The sequence below is a fragment of the Pseudomonas protegens CHA0 genome, assembly GCF_000397205.1.
Taxonomy (GTDB): Bacteria; Pseudomonadota; Gammaproteobacteria; order Pseudomonadales; family Pseudomonadaceae; genus Aquipseudomonas; species Aquipseudomonas protegens.
Map to the genome: position 1 here is coordinate 4,036,635 of NC_021237.1, position 19,478 is coordinate 4,056,112.

Annotated in this window: 17 protein-coding genes; 11 read left to right on the forward strand and 6 right to left on the reverse strand. The window is 64.0% G+C overall.

All coding sequences use genetic code 11. The features are described 5' to 3' along the window. Positions 1–60 precede the first annotated feature (60 nt). From pgsA to PFLCHA0_RS17970, 4 genes are all read right to left on the reverse strand, one after another. Positions 61–621, reverse strand: a complete 561-nt coding sequence (gene pgsA / locus PFLCHA0_RS17955) for a CDP-diacylglycerol--glycerol-3-phosphate 3-phosphatidyltransferase (protein WP_011061839.1) — start codon at positions 619–621, stop codon at positions 61–63. A 32-nt stretch (positions 622–653) separates the two neighbouring features. After that, positions 654–2,477: an excinuclease ABC subunit UvrC gene (uvrC, locus tag PFLCHA0_RS17960; RefSeq protein ID WP_041752325.1), complete on the reverse strand. Its 1,824-nt coding sequence runs from the start codon at positions 2,475–2,477 to the stop codon at positions 654–656. Between the two features lies 1 nt (position 2,478). Then, positions 2,479–3,120: a response regulator transcription factor GacA gene (gene gacA, locus PFLCHA0_RS17965; protein WP_011061841.1), complete on the reverse strand. Its 642-nt coding sequence runs from the start codon at positions 3,118–3,120 to the stop codon at positions 2,479–2,481. A gap of 147 nt (positions 3,121–3,267) precedes the next feature. After that, a complete protein-coding gene (locus PFLCHA0_RS17970) occupies positions 3,268–3,630 on the reverse strand; it encodes a helix-turn-helix domain-containing protein (protein ID WP_011061842.1) in 363 nt (120 codons plus the stop codon). A gap of 82 nt (positions 3,631–3,712) precedes the next feature. Between PFLCHA0_RS17970 and PFLCHA0_RS17975 the strand changes: the two genes are divergently transcribed. Next, the gene (locus PFLCHA0_RS17975; protein ID WP_011061843.1) at positions 3,713–3,943 is read left to right on the forward strand and encodes a DNA-binding protein; all 231 of its coding nucleotides are present in this window, start codon (positions 3,713–3,715) and stop codon (positions 3,941–3,943) included. Between the two features lie 22 nt (positions 3,944–3,965). Here the strand turns inward: PFLCHA0_RS17975 and PFLCHA0_RS17980 are convergent, their stop codons facing one another. Then, positions 3,966–4,427 (reverse strand): GNAT family N-acetyltransferase, encoded by a 462-nt coding sequence (locus tag PFLCHA0_RS17980; protein ID WP_011061844.1) that lies wholly within the window; start codon positions 4,425–4,427, stop codon positions 3,966–3,968. Continuing rightward, positions 4,427–5,182, reverse strand: a complete 756-nt coding sequence (locus PFLCHA0_RS17985; protein ID WP_015636011.1) for a carbon-nitrogen hydrolase family protein — start codon at positions 5,180–5,182, stop codon at positions 4,427–4,429. The genes PFLCHA0_RS17980 and PFLCHA0_RS17985 overlap by 1 nt, the downstream gene beginning before the upstream one ends. A gap of 639 nt (positions 5,183–5,821) precedes the next feature. Between PFLCHA0_RS17985 and PFLCHA0_RS17990 the strand changes: the two genes are divergently transcribed. The 10 genes from PFLCHA0_RS17990 to PFLCHA0_RS18035 all read left to right on the forward strand — a co-directional run bounded on the left by PFLCHA0_RS17990 (position 5,822) and on the right by PFLCHA0_RS18035 (position 19,347). Then, the gene (locus tag PFLCHA0_RS17990; RefSeq protein ID WP_015636012.1) at positions 5,822–6,913 is read left to right on the forward strand and encodes a 3-deoxy-7-phosphoheptulonate synthase; all 1,092 of its coding nucleotides are present in this window, start codon (positions 5,822–5,824) and stop codon (positions 6,911–6,913) included. 214 nt (positions 6,914–7,127) lie between these two features. Next, entirely contained in the window at positions 7,128–7,409 is a 282-nt protein-coding gene (locus tag PFLCHA0_RS17995) for a peptidylprolyl isomerase (RefSeq protein WP_007924449.1), read from the forward strand. A 152-nt stretch (positions 7,410–7,561) separates the two neighbouring features. After that, positions 7,562–9,424: an extracellular solute-binding protein gene (locus tag PFLCHA0_RS18000; RefSeq protein WP_041752326.1), complete on the forward strand. Its 1,863-nt coding sequence runs from the start codon at positions 7,562–7,564 to the stop codon at positions 9,422–9,424. Continuing rightward, on the forward strand, positions 9,424–10,488 hold the full coding sequence (locus PFLCHA0_RS18005; protein ID WP_015636014.1) for a microcin C ABC transporter permease YejB: 1,065 nt from the start codon (positions 9,424–9,426) through the stop codon (positions 10,486–10,488). Before PFLCHA0_RS18000 ends, PFLCHA0_RS18005 begins: the two co-directional genes overlap by 1 nt. Beyond that, complete coding sequence (locus PFLCHA0_RS18010) at positions 10,488–11,510, forward strand: ABC transporter permease (protein ID WP_015636015.1); 1,023 nt, start codon at positions 10,488–10,490, stop codon at positions 11,508–11,510. Before PFLCHA0_RS18005 ends, PFLCHA0_RS18010 begins: the two co-directional genes overlap by 1 nt. A gap of 14 nt (positions 11,511–11,524) precedes the next feature. After that, positions 11,525–13,099 (forward strand): ABC transporter ATP-binding protein, encoded by a 1,575-nt coding sequence (locus tag PFLCHA0_RS18015; protein ID WP_041752327.1) that lies wholly within the window; start codon positions 11,525–11,527, stop codon positions 13,097–13,099. Between the two features lie 290 nt (positions 13,100–13,389). After that, entirely contained in the window at positions 13,390–14,808 is a 1,419-nt protein-coding gene (locus PFLCHA0_RS18020) for a sigma-54 interaction domain-containing protein (RefSeq protein WP_015636017.1), read from the forward strand. Between the two features lie 284 nt (positions 14,809–15,092). Beyond that, entirely contained in the window at positions 15,093–16,484 is a 1,392-nt protein-coding gene (locus PFLCHA0_RS18025) for a GntP family permease (protein WP_015636018.1), read from the forward strand. A gap of 7 nt (positions 16,485–16,491) precedes the next feature. After that, complete coding sequence (gene hbdH / locus PFLCHA0_RS18030) at positions 16,492–17,265, forward strand: 3-hydroxybutyrate dehydrogenase (protein ID WP_015636019.1); 774 nt, start codon at positions 16,492–16,494, stop codon at positions 17,263–17,265. Between the two features lie 126 nt (positions 17,266–17,391). Then, complete coding sequence (locus PFLCHA0_RS18035; RefSeq protein WP_015636020.1) at positions 17,392–19,347, forward strand: acetoacetate--CoA ligase; 1,956 nt, start codon at positions 17,392–17,394, stop codon at positions 19,345–19,347. Positions 19,348–19,478 lie beyond the last annotated feature (131 nt).

Consider the following 19,478-nt stretch of genomic DNA (forward strand, 5'->3'; position numbering starts at 1 on the left):
CTTGGTGTTGCGCATTCTATAGAAATCCGAATGCGCGTCAAGCCTTTGATTCAAAAAAACTTATTTTTTCTCGTTATCAGTTTTCAGGTGCGGCCAGGCGGCTCGCAGATACTGCAGCATGGACCACAGGGTCAGGCCCGCTGCCGCCAACAGCAACGCGTAACCTACCAGCACCCAGAAACTGAAGTCCGAGGGATTGGCCAGCAAAATCACCAGCGCCAGCATTTGCGCCGCCGTTTTCCACTTGCCCATGTTCGACACCGCCACCTGCGCGCGCGCGCCGAGCTCGGCCATCCACTCGCGCAGCGCCGAGATGACGATTTCACGACCGATGATCACCGCGGCGGGCAAGGTCAGCCACAGGTTGTGATGCTCCTGCACCAGCAGCACCAGGGCCACCGCCACCATCAGCTTATCGGCCACCGGGTCGAGGAACGCACCGAACGGCGTGCTCTGCTGCAGGCGCCGCGCCAGGTAGCCGTCCAGCCAGTCGGTGGCGGCCGCGAAGGCAAACACTGAACTGGCGGCCATGTAGCTCCAGCTATAGGGCAAATAGAACAGCAAAATGAAAATCGGGATGAGCAGGACGCGTAGAACGGTGATCAGATTAGGGATATTCATCGGCACAACTGGCTACGAGGTGATTGGGCATTCTACTCGCTGTGCAGGTTTGCATAAATCAACTCTGCGAGCTTTTTACTGATTCCCGGTGCTTTGGCAATCTCGTCGATGCTTGCACGGGACAGTTCCTGCAATCCACCAAAATGTTTGAGAAGGTCCCGCCGACGCTTCGGCCCGACGCCCGCCACCCCTTCCAGGGTCGAGGTACGCCGGGTCTTGCCACGCCGTGCGCGGTGACCGGTGATCGCGAAGCGGTGAGCCTCATCGCGGATTTGCTGGATCAGGTGCAGCGCCGGCGAGTCACCCTTGAGGGTGAATTCGTGGGCTGCGTCGTTCAGGTACAGGGTTTCGAAACCGGCCTTGCGGGTCGCGCCCTTGGCCACGCCGAGCAGGATCAGGTCCGGCACCGCCAGCTCATTGAGCACATCCCGAGCCATGGACAGCTGGCCCTTGCCGCCGTCCACCAGAAGGATGTCCGGCAGCTTGCCCTCGCCGTCCTTGAGCTTGCTGAAGCGCCGGGTCAGGGCCTGGTGCATGGCGGCGTAGTCGTCGCCGGCGGTCACGCCTTCGATGTTGTAGCGCCGGTAGTCGGACTTCAGCGGCCCTTCCGGCCCGAATACCACGCAGGAGGCTACAGTGGCCTCGCCGCTGGAATGGCTGATGTCGTAGCACTCCAGGCGCTGCGGCGGCTCGTCCAGGTTCAGCACCTCGGCCAGGGCTTCGAAACGTGCGGCCACGTGCTGGCGGTTGGCCAGGCGCGCGCTCAGGGCCTGCTCGGCGTTGGTTACCGCCAGTTGCTGCCAGCGGGCGCGGGTACCGCGTACCCGGTGGCTGATGGTCAACTCGCGCCCGCGCAGCTCGTCGATGGCGGCGATCAGGGTCGGGAAGTCCTCATGGACCACGTTGACGATCAACTCGGAAGGCAGGTCGCGTTCCGGGCTGCTGACAAAATACTGGCCGAGGAACGCCGACATGACTTCGGCCACGTCCTCCTCGATACCCACCTGGGGAAAGAAGTTCTTGCTGCCCAATACCCGGCCGCCGCGCACGCTGATCAGGTGCACACAGGCGCCGCCCGGGTTGACGAAGGCCGCCACCACATCCACATCGCCCGTGCCACCTTCCATGCTCTGCTGGTCCTGGACCCGACGCAGCAGGGAGATCTGGTCCCGCAGTTCGGCGGCCTTTTCGAAATCCAGGGTGCTGGCGGCGGCTTCCATGGCGGTGGAGAGTTCGTCGGTCAGGGCATTGCTGCGCCCCTCCAGGAACATCACCGAGTGGCGCACGTCCTCGGCATAGACCTCAGGCTCCACCAGGCCGACGCAGGGCGCCTTGCAGCGTTTGATCTGGTACTGCAGGCAGGGCCGCGTACGGTTCTTGTAGTAGCTGTCCTCGCACTGGCGGACCATGAAGGTCTTCTGCAACAGGCTGAGGCTTTCGCGGATGGCGCCGGCGCTGGGATAAGGGCCGAAATACTTGCCCTTCTGCCTCTTCGCCCCGCGATGGATGCTGAAACGCGGAAAGTCGCCGTCCGAAAGAAACACGTAGGGGTAGGACTTATCGTCGCGCAGGAGAATGTTGTACGGCGGCCGCCACTCCTTGATCAGCGTCTGCTCCAGCAGCAGCGCTTCGGTTTCATTGGCGGTGATGGTGGTTTCGATCTGCGCGATGCGCGCCACCAGGGCGGCGGTCTTCGGCGCCTGGCCGGTCTTGCGGAAATAGCTGGAGAGCCGGTTCTTCAGGTTCTTGGCTTTACCGACGTAAAGCAGGCGTGCATCGCTGTCGAACATGCGATACACACCGGGGCGGCCACTGCAGGTAGAAAGAAAGGCACTGGGATCAAACTGTTCGGTCATTTCAGAGGCTGGCATCAACCATGCCGTGACGAACCGCCAATAGCGTCAACTCGACATCGCTGCTGATCGAGAGCTTCTCGAAAATGCGATAGCGGTAGGTATTCACGGTTTTCGGCGACAGGCACAGCTTGTCGGAGATGATCTGCACCTTCTGGCAGCCGACAATCATCAGCGCAATCTGGATCTCCCGTTCCGACAGGGCGTCGAACGGTGAATCACTGGAAGGCTGGAATGACTTGAACACCAATTGCTGAGCGATCTGCGGGCTGATATAGCGCTGGCCGGCAAATACCAGGCGGATGGCCTGGACCATTTCGTTCAGACCGGCGCCCTTGGTCAGATAGCCCGCCGCACCCGCTTGCAGCAAGCGGGTAGGAAAGGGATCTTCCTCGCAGACGGTGACCGCCACGACCTTGATGTCCGGATGACTGCGCAGCAGTTTGCGCGTGGCTTCGAGGCCGCCGATGCCTGGCATCTTGACGTCCATCAGGACCACATCGGGCTTCAGCTCCCGCGCCTTGAGCAGGGATTCTTCCCCTGACTCCGCCTGCCCGACTACTTGCAGGCCATCGATGTCAGCCAACATTCGTGTAATGCCCGTACGAACGAGATCATGGTCATCGACTACTAGCACCCTTATCAAGCAGACACCTCGCGATATGGTCTTTACAGGTTGCCCGACACCTTAGCAAAAAAGCGGCGTACAAACCTAATCACAAGCGCTATATAAAAAACATCCGGGCGCAATAACGGTCCTACCCCCGTGCGCATCGAAAGAGGCCAGCGCCCCTCATTCTCGTACCTGGGCCTTGCGCCTCTCGCCCTGGCTTGCCGAAAGCTCGGCCAGGGTACTGGTCAGGCGGCAGATAGCATCCTGATCCTCCTTGAACAGCGCCCGATAGCAATCCAGGACCTTTTCCTCGGTCTGACTCAGCCCGCCGCTCTGGATCGGGATCCGGCTGCCGGTCAGCACATACAGCACATCCACCCCTTTTGCCGCCACCCGGGACAGATAATCCGCCTTGGGTGCACGATCACCACTTTCATATTTACCCTGGGCGTTGGCTTCAACCCCGCCTATTTCACCAAAAACTTTCTGCGACAGTCCCAGGCGTTCTCGCTCCTGCCTCAACCGCGAACCGATTCCACTCATTTGGATGTATGATCCCATCTGATACACCCCAAGGGGGTGTCATACTCTTCAAGCATTAAACAAATTTGAACGGTTTTGAACTATGCCCGGTATCCGCACTGCCGCACAAGCCAAGGCCTGGCTGGAACATCAAGGTAAATCGGTTCAACAATTTGCTCGTGAACACGGGGTTGACCCGGCCACTACCTATCAGGTGCTGGCAGGCCGCAAGAAAGGCAAACGAGGGGAAGCGCACAAGGTCGCGGTGCTACTGGGAATGAAGGACGGCATCATCCTCGAGGATGCGCCCGCGATAGATCCCAACGCACAGTAAAGCCTGCGGAACGGCGTTGTGCTCAGGCGTCGCCAAGCCTTCCGGCAAGCGAATCAGACAAGCGCTCCATGCGCCAGAAGCAATCATCCTCTCCCACCACCCGCAACCCCATCCGCTCATACAGCCGCTGTGCGGGATTGCCCTTGAACACAGTCAGGCGCAACAACCCTCGGCGCTCCTGGCGAGCCAGCTCCAGCACCTGCTCCAGCGTCCAGGCACCGGCGCCCTGCCCCCGGAAAGCCTCCAGCACATGCAATTCGCGGACATACAGCGCCTGCGCATCCCGGCTCAGGCTGACAAACCCCAGCACCCGGGCACCCTGGCAGATCAGCAGGTTCCTGCGGCCGGCCCAGGCCACATCGAAGGCTTCGTCCTGCCACAGCAAGTCGTTGCGAATGTAATAGCCGAGCATGGTGGAACGGGTCAGATCGCGGGCGAACGCCAGGTCCGAATCAACCGCCGGGCGTAATGAAAAGCCGTCCATCAATGGCTCACCTCCAGCACTTGCGCCTGCCATTGCCCAGTACCACCCTGGACAATCAACAAAGCCTCGCCCACACCCTCGACGGTGCCCAGCAACCGGCCCCGGGCATCCCAGGCTGCGCTGCGTCCGGCGCAGGCCCAACCACCGCTGGGGCCGCCGTGGTTGGCCATCAGCACCAGCATCCCGTGTTCCTGGGCGTATCCCTGGAGCTGCGCGCTATCGGCGGCGTAGCCACCTTCGCTGATCAAGACCCCGGCAGCATAGATCCCGGCGCCGGCATCGACCGCCGCCTGCACATGGCTGGCGTGGCAGAAGTCCGCACAGACCGCCAAAGCCACGGTTTCGCCACCGATATGCAAAGGGGCGCCGCCCCAGCCTGCGACAAAAGCGCGCTCTTCTCCTGCATGCAGGTGCTGCTTGGTGTAGACCGCCAGCGAACCGTCGCCGCCCAGCACCAGAGCGCCAATCAGCACCGGCCCGTCAACAGACAGGCGGATCGGCATCCCCACCACCGCCGTCAGTTCCAGCTCCCGGGCCAGATCCCGCAGTGGCTGCAACTGCGGTGTATCCGGCATCAGTGCCAGCTCGGCTGCCAGTTGCGGCTCGTAGCCGGTCAGCGACAGCTCGGGAAACACCAGCAACTGCACGCCCTGCGCCGCTGCCAGTTGCATCAACCGCTGATGCCGGGCCAGGTTGGCCGGTAGATCGCCTGCGATGGACACCGTTTGGGCAGCAGCGAGGGTCAGCACGGACATGAACATTCCTTGGAGGGCGAACAGGCGGGAGCAGCGAGTGTGGCATAAATCCCCTGCAGGCTTAATCCATAGCCGCCGCGTGCTGCGCCGATAGAAATTACTGATTGAATCCCGACACCGGCCTCTAGTAAGCTCGCCCCCACTTTACGGAGAAAACCATGTTGTCCAAGACCCCTTCCCTGCATCGCCACACTGCCAGCGCACTGCGCTCGGTCGCGGCTGCCTGGGTCAACGGCACTCGGGCTCCGGCCAGCTTTTATTTTGGGTATTGGTTTAGCCACTGGCGCGCCTGATACCCAACCGGCGCCCACTTCAACGGGTCGCCTACCAGAGAAATCTCAACCCCCGGTCGGCCTCCCGACCGGGGGTTTTGTTTTTTCCGGCACTGCATTTTCAACCACGACTTTCAGCGACACACCGAACTTACTGAGGATTGCTCCATGAACTACTCCACCTATTACCGCTACGACATGTTCTCCGCCTGGCGATTTAGCAGCCTCCGCTCGGGACAGCCTGCCGCCTCCGATCGGTCACCTACCGGTGGCAATTGCACACTTATGGCCAGTACGGCCAATTGTCGAACACCCCAGTAGGGCCGCGCGCGGGACATAACCCGCCGCCCGCCCAGGAAGACCGCACATGAACTCGTCCGTATCCGCCCTGCCCCTGTCCGCCCACGTCAGCGCCAATGAAACCCTGACCCAGCGCCTGCCCAGCTCCCTGGAACTCAAGCAGCAACTGCCGCTGTCCCTGGCCTTGAACCAACAAGTCGCCGCTCACCGCCAGGCGGTGCGCGCCATCCTCGAAGGTCGCGACCCACGCCTGCTGGTAGTCGTCGGCCCCTGCTCCATCCACGACCCGCAATCGGCCCTGGAATACGCCGCCAACCTGGCCCGCCTGGCCGATGAAGTGCGCGACCAGATGCTGCTGGTGATGCGCGCCTACGTGGAAAAGCCCCGTACCACCGTCGGCTGGAAAGGCCTGGCCTACGACCCCCGCCTGGATGGCAGCGACGACATGGCCGGCGGCCTGCACCTGTCCCGTGAACTGATGCGCGAGATGCTGCGCCTGGGCCTGCCGATTGCCACCGAACTGTTGCAGCCCATGGCCGCCGGCTACTTCGATGACCTGCTGAGCTGGGTCGCCATTGGTGCGCGCACCACCGAATCGCAGATCCACCGCGAGATGGCCAGCGGCCTGGACATGCCCGTGGGTTTCAAGAACGGCACCGACGGCGGCGTCGCTATCGCCTGTGACGCCATGCGTTCGGCGGCCCACCCGCACCGCCACTTCGGCGTCGACAGCCAGGGCCACCCGGCGGTCATCCAGACCCCAGGCAACCCCGACACCCATCTGGTGCTGCGCGGTGGCCATCGCGGGCCCAACTACGACCGCCAGAGCGTGGCCCAGGTCCAGCAGGACCTGCAGAAGCTGAAGATCCCGGCGCGGATCATGGTCGATTGCAGCCACGCCAACAGCGGCAAGGACCCGCTGCGTCAGCCGGCGGTGTTCAACGAGGTACTGGAGCAGCGCTTGCAGGGCGATACCTCGCTGATGGGGATGATGCTGGAAAGCCACCTGTTCGAAGGCTGCCAGCCCCTGAGCGCGAACCTGCGCTACGGCGTTTCGGTGACCGACGGCTGCCTGGGCTGGGACGCCACCGAACAATTGCTGCGCAATGGCGCGCAACAACTGCGACACGCAGGCAAGGCCGCAGCCGTCCCCGCCTGAGCAGCACCGCCCCCGCAGGAGCTGGCTTGCCAGCGAAGGCGTCCTCAAGAGCAGCGTCTCCTCCAAGGACCTCTTCGCCGGCAAGCCGGCCCCTACAGGACCCTCACCACTCGTCCCCCGCAGGCGCCAGGCGGCAATGCCTTGAAGGAACTTTGAGAAGAAATAGCCACCTGAATCCGGTAGGCTCTCAACTTTCTTGAAAGGAGCAACATCCATGGCCAAAGCCACTGCCCGTCACATCCTGGTTGCCAGCGAAGCCAAGTGCAACGAACTCAAAGCCGAAATCGAAGCCGGCGCCGACTTTGCCGAAGTCGCGAAAAAGAACTCCACCTGCCCTTCCAGCCGTGACGGCGGCAACCTGGGCTCCTTCGGCCCAGGCCAGATGGTCAAGGAATTCGACACCGTGGTGTTCAGCGCTCCGGTAAACGTGGTGCAAGGCCCGGTGAAAACCCAGTTCGGCTACCACCTGCTGGAAGTCACCAGCCGCCAGGACTGATCCCCAAGCGCCTGCGTCTGCTCAACGGCCCGCCTTTTGGTGGGCCGTTGCGCATGGGCGCCAGGCTCTGCCCAAAGCGGATGCGGCTGGCCAGTCACGCGCCGCTAGCGTACAAATCGTGGTCATCGATCACCCGGCTCCTAAGGCTGACAATGCGACTGCTTTCCTCCACCGTGCTTTTCACCGCCCTGCTGTTGGGCGCCGCGGGTGCCCAAGCCGCACCGCAACACGCCATGACCGTCTATGGCGAACCGGCCAAGTACCCCCAGGGTTTCAGCCACTTCGACTACGTCAATCCCCAGGCCCCCAAAGGCGGGACGTTGCGCCGCTCGGCCATCGAAATCGGCCGCTTCGACCACGTACTGCCCTATATCGACAAGGGCATCGGTGTCTCCCAGCTCGACGGCCTGGTCTATTCGCCCCTGGCCCAGCGCTCCCTGGACGAGCCCTACACCGTCTACGGCCTGGTGGCCGAAAAGATGGAGCGTGCCGAAGACGGCCTGTGGCTGCGCTTCTACCTCAACCCCAAGGCGCGCTTTGCCGACAACACGCCGATCACCGCCGAAGACGTGCGCTACAGCTACGACCTGCTGATGACCCAGGGCAGCATGCGCTACCGCACCCAGTTCGACGACGTCAAAGGCGTCACCGTGGAATCACCACGAGTGGTGCGCTTCGACTTCAAGAACAATGAAAACCGCACCCTGCCCCTGGATATCGCGACCCTGCCGGTGTTCCCCGAACACTGGTGGAAGAGTCGCGACTTCGCCAATGGCGGCGGCTATGAAGCGCCCCTGGGCAGCGGCCCCTACCGCGTGGCCAAGGTCGACTCGGGCAACAGCATCACCTTCGCCCGCAACCCCGACTGGTGGGGCAAGGACCTGCCGGTGAGCCGCGGCCTGTACAACTTCGATCATTTCAGCGTCGAGTATTTCGGCGATATCGACGTCGCCCGCCAGGTGCTGCGCGGCGGCGCCTACGACTACAACCGCGAGTTTTCCGCCACCGGCTATTCCATCGGCTACGACAGCCCGGCGCTGAACGACGGCCGCCTGCAAAAGGCCCACCTGGCGCAATCGGCGCCGCAACCGGCCCAGGGCTATGTGTTCAACCTCGACCGGCCAGTGTTCCAGGACCGCCGGGTGCGCCAGGCCCTGGCCATGCTCTGGGATTTCGAATGGAGCAACCGGCAGATGATGCGCAACCTCTACATCCGCCAGCAGAGTTTCTTCTCCAACACCGCCCTGGCGGCCCGCAGCCTGCCGGATGCCGAGGAGCTGAAGATCCTCGAACCGCTGCGCGGGCAGATCCCCGACGAGGTCTTCACCCAGGTTTTCGAGGCGCCGAAAACCGACGGCAGCGGCGTGATCCGCGACAAGCAACTGCAAGCCCTGGCCCTGCTGGAACAGGCCGGCTGGAAGCCCGAGGGCGACAAGCTGGTGAACGCCCAGGGCGAGCCCCTGAGCTTCACTTTCCTGATCACCCAGGGCTCCATCGAACGCCTGCTACTGCCCTACAAGCGCAACCTGGCGCAGATCGGCATCAGCCTGAACATTCGCCGCATCGACTCCGCCCAGTACGTCAACCGCCTGATGGCCCGGGACTACGACATGATCGTCACCGGCTACCCGGTGACCACCTCGCCGGGCATGGAGCTGTACAACTACTTCGGCTCCGCCGCGGCCAACGACCCCGGTTCCAACAACTACATGGTGCTCAAGAACCCGGCCGTGGACAGCCTGGTCAATGGCCTGGTGAAGGCCACCAGCCAGCCGGAGATGCTGCGCTACGCCCATGCCCTGGACCGGGTGCTGCAGTGGAACTACTACTGGATTGCGAACTACTACCCGCCCGGCACCTCCACGGTGTGGTGGAACCGCTTCGGCATCCCCAAGGTGCCGGCGAGCAACGATGAAGCCATCGAAAGCTGGTGGGAAGTCAGCAGCAGCGCACTGACCGACGAACAAATGGCCGCCGAGCTGATCCGCCGTGGCAAACCCGGAGGGCGCCACTGATGCTGGCCTACATTCTGCGGCGCCTGCTGCTGATCATCCCGACGCTATTGATCATCCTTCTGGTGAACTTCGTCATCGTCCAGGCCGCCCCCGGCGGCCCGGTGGAACAGGCCATCGCCCGCCTGCAGGGCATCGGTGGCGGCGCCGCTGTCGGCGGCTCCGCCGACGCCATGAGCAGCAGCGGCTCCCGGGCCAGCCGCGGCCTGGACCCCAAGCTGATCCAGGACATCGAGAAACAGTACGGCTTCGACAAGCCGGCCCATGAACGCCTGTGGCTGATGCTCAAGAACTACGCCCGGCTGGACTTCGGCAAGAGCTTCTTTCGCGGCGCCACGGTCACCGACCTGATCCTGGAAAAGATGCCGGTGACCATTTCCCTGGGGCTCTGGGCGACCCTGATCACCTACCTGGTGTCGATCCCCCTGGGGATCCGCAAGGCGGTGCACCACGGCAGCCATTTCGACATCTGGAGCAGCACCGCGATCATCATCGGCTACGCCATGCCGGCCTTCCTGTTCGCCATGTTCCTGATCGTGCTGTTCGCCGGCGGCACCTCGCTGAACTGGTTCCCGGTGCGCGGCCTGGTCTCGGACAACTTCGAGCAGTTGAGCACCCTGGGCAAGGTCGCCGACTACTTCTGGCACCTGGTACTGCCGGTCAGCTCCCTGGTGATCGGCGGCTTCGCCACCCTGACCATCCTCACCAAGAACTCCTTCCTCAACGAGATCACCCGCCAGTACGTGGTCACCGCCCGGGCCAAGGGCCTGAGCGAGCGCCGGGTGCTGTATGGGCATGTGTTCCGCAACGCCATGCTGCTGGTGGTCTCGGGCATTCCCCAGGCCTTTATCAGCGTGTTCTTCGCCGGCTCCCTGCTGATCGAGGTGATCTTCTCCCTCGACGGCCTGGGGCGCATGAGCTATGAAGCCGCGGTGTCCAGGGACTACCCGGTGGTGTTCGGCTCGCTGTTCATCTTCACCCTGTTCGGCCTCTTGATAAAACTCATCGGCGACCTGTGCTACACCCTGGTCGACCCGCGCATCGACTTCGCCGCGAGGAACGCCTGATGCTCACGCTTTCTCCTCTGGCGCGCCGGCGCTTCGACCGTTTCAAGAAAAACCGCCGCGGCTGGTGGTCGCTGTGGCTGTTCATCGGCCTGTTCATCCTGACCCTGGGCGGCGAGCTGATCGCCAACGACAAGCCGCTGGTGGTCAGCTACCAGGGCTCGCTGTATTTCCCGGTGCTCAAGCGCTACACCGAACAGGAATTCGGCGGCCAGTTGCCGTTCCAGGCCGACTACCGCAGCGACTACGTGCAGCAACTTATCCGCAAGGACGGTGGCTGGCTGCTGTTCCCGCCGGTGCCCTTCAGCGAAGACACCCCCAACTACGACCTGACCCAGCCGGCCCCCAGCCCGCCGAGCAAGGTCAACTGGCTGGGTACTGACGACCAGGCCCGGGATGTGCTGGCACGGGTGATCTACGGCGCCCGGGTGTCAATCCTGTTCGCCCTGGCCCTGACCGCCATCAGCGCCCTGATCGGCATCGCCGCCGGCGCCCTGCAGGGCTACTACGGCGGCTGGGTCGACCTCCTGGGCCAGCGCTTGCTGGAGGTCTGGTCCGGGTTGCCGGTGCTCTACCTGCTGATCATCCTCTCGGGCTTCGTCGAGCCGAACTTCTGGTGGCTGCTGGGAATCATGGCGCTGTTTTCCTGGCTGGCCCTGGTGGACGTGGTGCGCGCCGAGTTCCTTCGCGGGCGCAACCTGGAATACGTCAAGGCCGCCCGGGCCCTGGGCCTGACCGACCGCAAGGTGATCCTGCGGCACATCCTGCCCAATGCGATGAACGCCACCCTGAGCTACCTGCCATTCATCCTCACCGGTGCCATCTCGACCCTCACTGCCCTGGACTTCCTCGGCTTCGGCATGCCCGCCGGCAGCGCCTCTCTCGGCGAACTGATCGGCCAGGGCAAGCAGAACCTGCAGGCACCGTGGCTGGGGCTGACGGCGTTTTTCACCCTGGCATTGATCCTCTCGCTGCTGGTGTTTATCGGCGAGGCGTTGCGCGATGCCTTTGATCCACGATCATGAAGCGGATTGTAGAAATGACTGAGAACCTGATCGAAATCCGCCAGCTCAACGTCGCCTTCGGCGAGCAGACCGTGGTTCGCGACCTGAGCCTGGACATCCGCCCCGGCGAATGCCTGGCCTTGGTGGGCGAGTCCGGCTCGGGCAAGTCGGTGACCGCCCACTCGATCCTGCAACTGCTGCCGCAGACCGGCTGCAGCAGCTCCGGCAGCGTGCGCTACCGCGGCCAGGAGCTGATCGGCGCCACGGCTGCGACCTTGCAAAAACTGCGGGGCAACCGCATCGCCATGATCTTCCAGGAGCCCATGACCTCCCTCAACCCGCTGCACAGCATCGAGAAGCAGATCGGCGAAACCCTGCTGCTGCATCGTGGCCTGGGGGGCAAGGAGGCTCAGGCGCGGATTCTCGAACTGCTGGAACTGGTGGGCATCCAGAAACCCAAGGAGCGACTCAAGGCCTACCCGCACCAGCTCTCCGGCGGCCAGCGCCAGCGGGTGATGATCGCCATGGCCCTGGCCTGCGAACCGGAACTGCTGATTGCCGACGAACCCACCACCGCCCTGGACGTGACCGTGCAGCGCAAGATCCTGCTGCTGCTCAAATCCCTGCAACAGCGCCTGGGCATGTCCCTGCTGCTGATCAGCCACGACCTCAACCTGGTGCGGCGCATCGCCCAGCGGGTGTGCGTGATGAAAGCCGGGGAAATCGTCGAGCAGGCCGACTGCGACACCCTGTTCAACGCCCCGCAACATCCATACAGCTGTGAACTGCTGCATGCCGAGCCCGAGGGCGAACCGCTGTGTCGCGACACCCGGGAAACCGTGTTGGAAGTGGACAATCTCAGCGTCGAATTCCAGATCGGCGGCGGCCTGTTCCGGCGCAAGGAGTACCTGCGGGCAGTGGACGGCATCAGCCTCAGCGTGCAGCAAGGCAAGACCCTGGGGATCGTCGGCGAGTCCGGTTCGGGCAAGTCCACCCTGGGCCAGGCGATCCTGCGGCTGCTGGATTCCGAAGGTGGCATCCGCTTCCAGGGCCAGGCCCTGGACGGCCTCAACCAGAAGCAACTGCGCCCCTGGCGCAAGCAGATGCAGGTGGTATTCCAGGACCCCTTCGGCAGCCTCAGCCCACGCATGTCGGTGGCGCAGATCATCAGCGAAGGCCTGGAAGTGCACAGCCAGTACGATGCCCGCCAGTGCGACGAACAGGTCATCCGCGCCCTGGAGGAGGTCGGCCTCGACCCCGACAGCCGCCACCGCTACCCCCACGAGTTCTCCGGCGGCCAGCGCCAGCGCATCGCCATCGCCCGGGCCCTGGTGCTGAAGCCGGCGCTGATTTTGCTGGACGAACCCACCTCGGCCCTGGACCGCACCGTGCAGAAGCAAGTGGTGGCCCTGCTGCGTCAGCTGCAGGAAAAGTACGGCCTGACCTACCTGTTCATCAGCCATGACCTGGCGGTGGTGCGAGCCCTGGCCCACGACATGATCGTGATCAAGGACGGCAAGGTGGTTGAGCGCGGCGCCAGCCACGACGTATTCGAAAACCCCCAGCATCCCTACACCCGGGAACTGCTGGCCGCCGCCCATCCCGGCTGAGCCAAGGGCCCCTTCGCCGGCAAGCCGGCTCCTACACGGGCGAACACATTCACCGCCACCGTAGGAGCTGGCTTGCCAGCGAAGACGCCCGCAAGATCACCGCCCCACCCAAAGGCCTCTTCGCCGGCAAGCCGGCTCCTACACAGGCGAACACATTCACCGCCACCGTAGGAGCTGGCTTGCCAGCGAAGACGCCCGCAAGATCACCACTCCGCCCAAGGCCCCATTCGCCGGCAAGCCGGCTCCTACAAATCGGGCATAATCCCTGGCGCACATTTCAGGATGCCGCCATGAACGACAGCGAAAGCCTCAAGGACTACCAGCGCGTGCGCCAACTGGCGATCCGCTCGCTGTTCGAGATCATCGAGCAATCCAGCGAAGGCACGGTGATCGTCGACCGCGACGCCAATATCGTCTGGATGAACGAGCGTTATGCCCGGCGCTTCGGCCTGGAATCGGCAGCCTTCGCCATCGGCAAGCCCTGTGAAAGCGTGATCCCCGGCAGCCTGCTGCGGGAGGTGGTGCGCACCGGCCGCCCCATCCTGCTGGACATGCAGGACACCCCCAAGGAACCCCTGGTGGTGATGCGCCTGCCGATCCACGACGACGCCGGCACGGTGATCGGCGCCATCGGTTTTGCCCTGTTCGACGAACTGCGCAGCCTGTCGCCGATGCTCAAGCGCTACCTGAGCATGCAGGAAGAACTGGCCTCTACCCGCTCCCTGCTGCGGGCCCGGCAGACCAAATACAACTTCGCTCACTTCATCGGCACCAGTGCCGCCAGCCTGGAGGTCAAGCGCCGCGCCCGACGCGGGGCCAGCGCCGAGTCGCCGATCCTGCTGCAAGGCGAAACCGGCACCGGCAAGGAACTGCTGGCCCAGGCCATCCACGCCGCCTCGCCACGGGCGCACAAGCCCTTTGTCAGCATCAACAGCGCGGCCATTCCCGAGGCCCTGCTGGAGGCGGAATTCTTTGGCACCGCCCCCGGCGCCTTTACCGGCGCCGACCGCAAGGGCCGCCCGGGCAAGTTGCAGATCGCCCAGGGCGGCAGCCTGTTCCTCGATGAAATCGGCGACATGCCGCTGCACCTGCAGAGCAAGCTGCTGCGGGTGCTGCAGGAAAAAGAGTTCGAACCGGTGGGCTCCAACGAGGTGATCCACAGCGATGTGCGGATCATCGCCGCCACCTCCACGGACCTTGAGGCGGCGATCAAGCGCGGCGAGTTTCGCGCCGACCTGTACTACCGGTTGAATGTGCTGCCGATCCAGGTGCCAGCCTTGCGCGAACGCCTGGACGACCTGCCGGCCCTGAGCGAAGGGATTCTCGAAGAACTGCGCAGCCAGCATGAACTGGACCGCGATGCCCTGGCCCTGCTGGCGCAACATGCCTGGCCGGGGAACATCCGCGAGTTGCGCAACGTCCTGGAACGAGCGGCGCTGCTCAGCGACGACCTGATACTCAACGCCTCGGATATTCGCGCGGCGATCGGCAGCTTCAGCCCGGTGCAGCGTAACGAAGCCCTGGTGCCGGGCGATTCGCCAAACCAGGAAACCTTCGCCGCGGCCCGAGAGCGTTTCGACCGGCAACTGATCGGCGCCACCCTGGCCCAATGTGCCGGCAAGGTGGACGAAGCGGCCCGGCGCCTGGGGCTGGGGCGCTCCACGCTGTACAAGAAGATGGCAGCCCTGGGGATTGTCGAGTCTCAATAAAGAGACACAAATCTCAGTTTGAAGAACCTACCGCGCACTGCGCGCTTTTCGCTGGCAAGCCAGCTCCTACGTCGGCTTGCACAATCTCTGTAGGAGCTGGCTTGCCAGCGAAGAGGCCGGTAAACCCAAAAAAATCTCCAAACAGAGACAATCAACGTCAATTCGCCCCCAGAAAAATAAAAATATCTATATATTTCAATAGCTTAATTAGATGGCACAGTTCTCGCTATAACGCTCTCCACACGCAACACCCGACAACAATAACAATCCTGGAGAGACACACCATGAGTGTGATCATTGCCTTGGCAGCCCTGGCGCTGCTGATGCTCGCTGCCTACCGTGGCTACAGCGTCATCCTCTTTGCCCCCATCGCCGCCCTCGGCGCGGTGCTGCTCACCGACCCGTCCGCCGTGGCGCCCGCCTTCACCGGCGTGTTCATGGAGAAGATGGTCGGCTTCATCAAGTTGTATTTCCCGGTGTTCCTGCTGGGCGCGGTGTTCGGCAAGCTGATCGAGCTGTCGGGCTTTTCCCGCTCCATCGTCGCGGCCGCCATCCGCCTGCTGGGCACCCGCCAGGCCATGCTGGTGATCGTACTGGTCTGCGCGCTGCTGACCTACGGCGGGGTCTCGCTGTTCGTGGTGGTGTTCGCGGTCTACCCCTTTGCCGCCGAGATGTTCCGCCAGAGCAACATCCCCAAGCGCCTGATCCCGGCGACCATCGCCCTGGGGGCGTTTTCCTTCACCATGGACGCCCTGCCCGGCACCCCGCAGATCCAGAACATCATCCCCAGCACCTTCTTCAATACCACCGCCTGGGCCGCGCCCTGGCTGGGGGTGATCGGCACCATCTTTGTGTTCTGCGCCGGCATGCTGTTCCTCCAGCGCCAGCGCAACAAGGCGCAGAAGGCCGGTGAAGGCTACGGCACCGAGCTGCGCAACGAGCCGGAAACCGCCGAAGACCTGGAGCTGCCCAACCCCTGGCTGGCGCTGTCGCCGTTGCTGCTGGTGGGCATCATGAACCTGCTGTTCACCCACTGGATTCCCCAGTGGTACGGCAAGACCCACAGCCTCAGCCTGCCGGGCATGGCGGCGCCGGTAACCAGCGAAATCGCCAAGCTGACCGCCATCTGGGCGGTGCAGGCGGCGTTGCTGGTAGGCATCCTGATGGTGCTGGTGTGCGGTTTCTCGGCGATTCGCAGCAAGCTCGCCGAAGGCAGCAAGAGCGCGGTCAGCGGCGCCCTGCTGGCGGCCATGAACACCGCCTCGGAATACGGCTTCGGTGCGGTGATCGCTTCCCTGCCGGGCTTCCTGGTGCTGGCCGACTGGCTCAAAAGCATCCCCAACCCGCTGGTCAACGAAGCCATTACCGTGACCCTGCTGGCGGGCATCACAGGTTCGGCCTCGGGCGGCATGAGCATCGCCCTGGCGGCCATGTCCGAAAGTTTCATCAGCGCCGCCCACGCTGCCAACATTCCCCTGGAAGTGCTGCACCGGGTGGCCGCCATGGCCAGCGGCGGCATGGACACCCTGCCCCACAACGGCGCGGTGATCACCCTGCTGGCGGTCACCGGGCTGACCCATCGCGAGGCCTACAAGGACATTTTCTGCATTACCCTGATCAAGACCCTGGCGGTCTTCGTCGTCATCGCCACTTTCTACGCCACCGGCATTGTGTGAGGTATTCATGACCACTCTTTCTGGCAAGACCGCCCTGGTCACCGGCTCCACCAGCGGCATCGGCCTGGGCATCGCCCTGGTGCTGGCCAAGGCCGGGGCCAAACTGATTCTCAACGGTTTTGGCGATGCCTCGAAGGCGATCGCCGAGGTCGCACAATTCGGCGGCCAGGTCGGCCATCACCCGGCGGATGTCAGCGACCCTGCGCAGATCGCCGAAATGTTCGCCTACGCCGAACGGGAGTTCGGCGGCGTCGACATCCTGGTCAACAACGCCGGCATCCAGCATGTGGCGGCGGTGGAGGAGTTCCCCGTGGAGCGCTGGGATTCGATCATCGCCATCAACCTGTCGTCGGTGTTCCACAGCACCCGCCTGGGGCTGCCGGGGATGCGCGCCAAGGGCTGGGGGCGGATCGTCAACATCGCCTCGGTGCACGGCCAGGTGGGCTCGGTGGGCAAGGCCGCCTATGTGGCGGCCAAGCACGGGGTGATCGGCCTGACCAAGGTGGTAGGCCTGGAAACCGCCACCAGCAACGTCACCTGCAACGCCATCTGCCCGGGCTGGGTGCTGACCCCGCTGGTGCAGAAGCAGATCGATGATCGCGTCGCGGCCGGCACCGACCCGCAACAGGCCCAGCATGATCTGCTGGCGGAAAAGCAGCCGTCCCTGGCGTTCGTCACCCCGTCGCAACTGGGGGAACTGGTGCTATTTTTGTGCAGCGAAGCCGGCGCCCAGGTGCGTGGTGCGGCGTGGAACATCGATGGCGGGTGGCTGGCGCAATGACGCGCGTCTCTGGCTGACGTCTTCGCCGGCAAGCCGGCTCCTACACGGCTGTGCTGGCCCGCGTAGGAGCTGGCTTGCCAGCGAACAGCCCCCCAAAAAAACAACAATAAGAACACGAGGCCTTGCATGTCCGACCTACTCTGGCAACCCAGCGCCGAGCGCATCGGCAAGACGCGGATGGATGCCTTTCGCCGCTTCGTCAATCAGCGCCACGGCCTGAATCTTCACGACTACCCCGCCCTGCACCAGTGGAGCATCGACCAGCGAGAAAGCTTCTGGCAGGCCATCGTCGACGTCTTCGACGTCAGCTTCCACCAGCCTGCTGAATGCGTGCTGCGCGAAGGGCCGCAGATGCCCAGCGCGCAGTGGTTTCCCGGCGCCACCCTGAACTTCGCCGAGCACCTGCTCAAGCGTCGGGATGACAGCGTCGCGGTGGTGGCGATCAACGAAAACGGCCAGCGCGAACAATTGACCCACGCCGAACTGGCGGCCCAGGTGGCCGGCCTGCAACGCAGCCTGAGGGCGGCCGGGGTCGGTCTCGGCGATCGGGTCGCGGCATGCATGCCCAACACCTGGCAGACCCTGGTGGGCATGCTCGCCAGCACCAGCCTCGGGGCCGTGTGGTCCAGCTGCTCGCCGGATTTCGGCACCCAGGGGGTGGTCGACCGCTTCGGCCAGATCGAGCCCAAGGTGCTGATCACCTGCGCCGGCTACCGCTACGCCGGCAAGGACATCGACCAGACGGCCAAGGTCAACCAGATCCTCGAGCGCCTGCCGTCCCTGGAGCAGTTGCTGATCGTGCCCTACGCCCGCTCGCAGGCCCGGGCCGAGGACTACCGCACCCCGGCCAGCGTCAGCCTGTGGGACGACTTCTACCGCCCCGGCGGCGAGCCCGAATTCACCCTGGTGCCCTTCGCCCATCCGCTGTACATCCTCTATTCCAGCGGCACCACCGGGGTGCCCAAGTGCATCGTCCACGGCACCGGCGGGGTGCTGCTGCAACACCTCAAGGAGCACGGCCTGCACGCCGACCTGGGCCCCGGCGAGCGCCTGTTCTACTACACCACCTGCGGCTGGATGATGTGGAACTGGCTGGTCTCGGCCCTGGCCACCGGGGCCAGCCTGGTGCTCTACGATGGCTCGCCGTTCCATCCCGGCAACGAGCACCTGATGGACCTGATCGACCGCGAAGCCATCAGCGTCTTCGGCACCAGCCCCAAGTACCTGGCGGCTCTGGAAAAGGCCGGCAGCCGGCCGCGCCAGAGCCACCGCCTGGAGAGCCTGAAGACCCTGCTGTGCACCGGCTCGCCGCTGTCGCCGCAGAGCTACGACTACGTGTACCGGGAGATCAAGAGCGAGCTGTGCCTGGCCTCGATGTCCGGCGGCACCGATATCGTCGCCTGCTTCGTCGCCGGCAATCCGATACAGCCGGTGCGCCGCGGCGAGATGCAAGGCAAGGGCCTGGGCATGGCCATCGAAGTGTGGAACGACCAGGGCCAGCCGGTGATCGGCGAGAAAGGCGAGCTGGTGTGCACCCGGCACTTCCCCAGCATTCCCGTGGGCCTGTGGCACGACCCGGACCAGAGCAAGCTCAAGGCCTCGTACTTCAGCCTGTTTCCCGGCGTCTGGGCCCAGGGCGACTACGCCGAACAACTGGCCGAGGGTGGCTGGCTGATCCATGGGCGTTCGGACGCCGTGCTCAACCCCGGCGGGGTGCGTATCGGCACCGCGGAAATCTACCGCCAGGTGGAAAAGCTGGAGCAGGTCCTGGAAAGCCTGGCCATCGGCCAGAGCTGGGAGCAGGACGTGCGGGTAGTGCTGTTCGTGCGCCTGCAAGACGGCGTGGAGCTCGATGAAGCCTTGCAGGAACACATTCGCCAGGTGATTCGCAGCAACACCACGCCGCGCCATGTGCCGGCGAAGATCCTCGCGGTCACGGACATTCCCCGCACCATCAGCGGCAAGATCGTCGAACTGGCAGTGCGCAACGTGGTGCACGGCCTGCCGGTGAAGAACACCGACGCCCTGGCCAACCCCGAGGCCCTGGAGCAGTTTCGCGACCGCGAGGAACTGCGCAGCTGACCCCGCCCCTTGCAGGAGCCGGCTTGCCGGCGAAGGCGTCGCCCAGGTCGGCGCGCTCGGCAATGGCCACTTCGCTGGCAAGCCGGCTCCTACGGGCTACCGCATCCCCAACGCATCACTCTGATAACCGT